Below are 2,307 nucleotides of genomic sequence, written 5' to 3' on the forward strand. Positions count from 1 at the left end.
CGACGGTAACGCTGATGGCCACTTTTGCCATAACCGTATTTTTTCACAGGAGATGTCTGTTCACAAAACGGGCATCTTACATCAACTTTAGCCACTGTATTCCACATCCAAAACCGGACATTTCACACTGCAATCAACATATTGAATACACGACCCAAAAACAGCATAGACGGGACTTCGATCATCACGCCGATGCGCGGTTCCGGCAAGGCATGCCCCACCAGTTCCCGTACCTCAGCGGCAGCCTGAGCGATAAGTCGGCACGCTTCGTCCACCTCGTCCAAGCTGCTGATCATCGGCAATAAAATGCGCAGGTTTCCGGTTTCAGCATTGGCGCGCAACATCGCCCGCACCTGGATCAATAAGATCTCCGGTTGATAGAACGTGACGCGAATACCACGCCACACCAAACAGGGGTTATCTTCACTGATCGGCAAATAGGGAAGCTGTTTGTCGGCACCGATACCCAACGTGCACAACACCACCGGGCGTGAGGGGTAAAGCTGCAACATTGCGCCATCTGTTCATCTTCAGACGGAAAGCCACTCTGTAGCATAAAAGGCACTTCGATGCGGTACAGCCCGACACCGTCAACCAGATTGATAAAACGTTGCTCATGTTCAGCGCTGAGCTCGGCGTTGAGCATCACTTGCATGCGCTCACCGCTTTTCAGCACCGCAGGCCGCTGCATATCGTCTTCGGCCAGACGCGTCAGCGCATTATCTTCACTCAACAGGCGCTGATATTCTTGTAACAGCATCGGCTCGGGATCCACCAGCAGTTCGCCCCGATAGCCATCCAGTATCAGAGTACGCTGGCGCAACAACTCCGGCTGAATATCCGCGCCCATCAGGGTGGGGATCCCCATCGCCCGCACCATAATCGCCGCATGAGAGTTGGCGGCCCCATCGTGCACGACCACACCGGCCAGTCTGGCTTGCGGAACATCAGCCAGCAGCGTTGCTGTCAACTCATCGGCCACCAGAATAAAATGTGGCGGCCGGCGATCGCTGCTCATCACACTGTCGTCAAGGTGGAACAATAGACGCTGACCCAACGCGCGGAAATCCCCAGCGCGTTCACGCAAATAGGCATCCTGAAGCACGGCAAACTGCGCGGCAAAACGCTCGATCACTAGTTTTACCGCCCACTCGGCGACATTCCCATCATCCACTTCCTGAAACAGTTCGCGCTTGAGGCGAGCATCGCTCAGCAAATGGGAATAAAGATCGAAAATGGCTGCACTCTCTTTTTGCGTACTGGCGCTAACGCGTTTACTGAAACGGCGGAATTCGGCATTGGCCTCTTCCAGCGCCTGCGTCAAACGCGAACGCTCACTATCCAGGCTTGAAGCAGGGAAAACCAGTTCCAGTGAGGGCTGGCTGCTGTCCATCCAGCCTGGAGCAATCGCTACGCCGCTTGATGCCACCAGCGCTTTGAGCCGTGTTTGCCGATACTGACCAAACAGCAGAGCAAAATAACATAAAAACTTTAAATATCAATATATTGACTGAATTTATCGCTCAAAAAACAGGCAACAAAACACAACAAAGCACGACAATACACGACATTTTTATCAATAACTTACCGTCCATTTCGACCTGCCGACTCCCTTACTTAGGCGTGACAAATCACATTCACACCGCATTTTTACGCCACAGCACGTCACAAATCGGCACAGCGCGACACGCACGCGGCACACCTGTTTCTAAAGAATGGCCCACCGCCCCTCAGTAACCCGAGTAAACCTGACTATCTGAGTTGAGTTCACAATGTCGTAACCAGCCCCAGCAACCAGAGTGCCAATGCTCATTTCCGGTGGAGGTGCAACGGATATCGTTGATCCACCTACTACGTTGGCTACTTCAATATCTGTACCAATGGGGACGACAGGCAGAGTATAAATGATAGTTGTAACGGAGCCTCCAGTATTGGCGTTACGCCTTAAGGCAGCAGATGGAGTTAAGGTCGTTGTCGTCGTGTATGCCTGGTCTGGTTTGTTTATTGCCATTATGTTCATGTGAGACAATATACCGCGAACGTGCTCCGGAAGAGTTATGATCTCTATCGACGACTGGGTGTTACTAATATCTAAAAATGACACCACATTACAAAATCGACCATATCGACACTTGAAGTACGAAGTATGAGCATACGTGGTTCGATCATTAATCGTTATATCACTAATGTTAACATTCCCTATTACGCTATTATCAACCCATGTACCCTGGTTTCTGGTAACGCAAATCACATTTCCGCTATCTGAGCCAAGCGTTCCATTTGGTGATTTGGTAATAACAATTACAG

2 protein-coding genes and 1 pseudogene are annotated in these 2,307 nt (G+C 50.8%); 1 reads left to right on the forward strand and 2 read right to left on the reverse strand.

The window, feature by feature from the left end:
* Both QZ506_RS02615 and ptsP read right to left on the reverse strand, forming a co-directional pair.
* Nucleotides 1-95 (reverse strand): IS1 family transposase (locus tag QZ506_RS02615; RefSeq protein WP_367272958.1); only part of this gene is annotated, 95 nt, incomplete at its 3' end.
* Between the two features lie 60 nt (nt 96-155).
* A pseudogene (gene ptsP / locus QZ506_RS02620) lies at nt 156-1,468 on the reverse strand (phosphoenolpyruvate--protein phosphotransferase); the annotation flags it as partial.
* Between ptsP and QZ506_RS02625 the strand changes: the two are divergent.
* On the forward strand, nt 1,444-1,737 hold the full coding sequence (locus QZ506_RS02625; protein WP_291968872.1) for a hypothetical protein: 294 nt from the start codon (nt 1,444-1,446) through the stop codon (nt 1,735-1,737). The pseudogene ptsP and the gene QZ506_RS02625 sit on opposite strands and share 25 nt — an antisense overlap.
* The last annotated feature ends 570 nt before the right edge of the window (nt 1,738-2,307 follow it).

Source organism: Candidatus Symbiopectobacterium sp., assembly GCF_020054415.1.
Lineage (GTDB): Bacteria > Pseudomonadota > Gammaproteobacteria > Enterobacterales > Enterobacteriaceae > Symbiopectobacterium.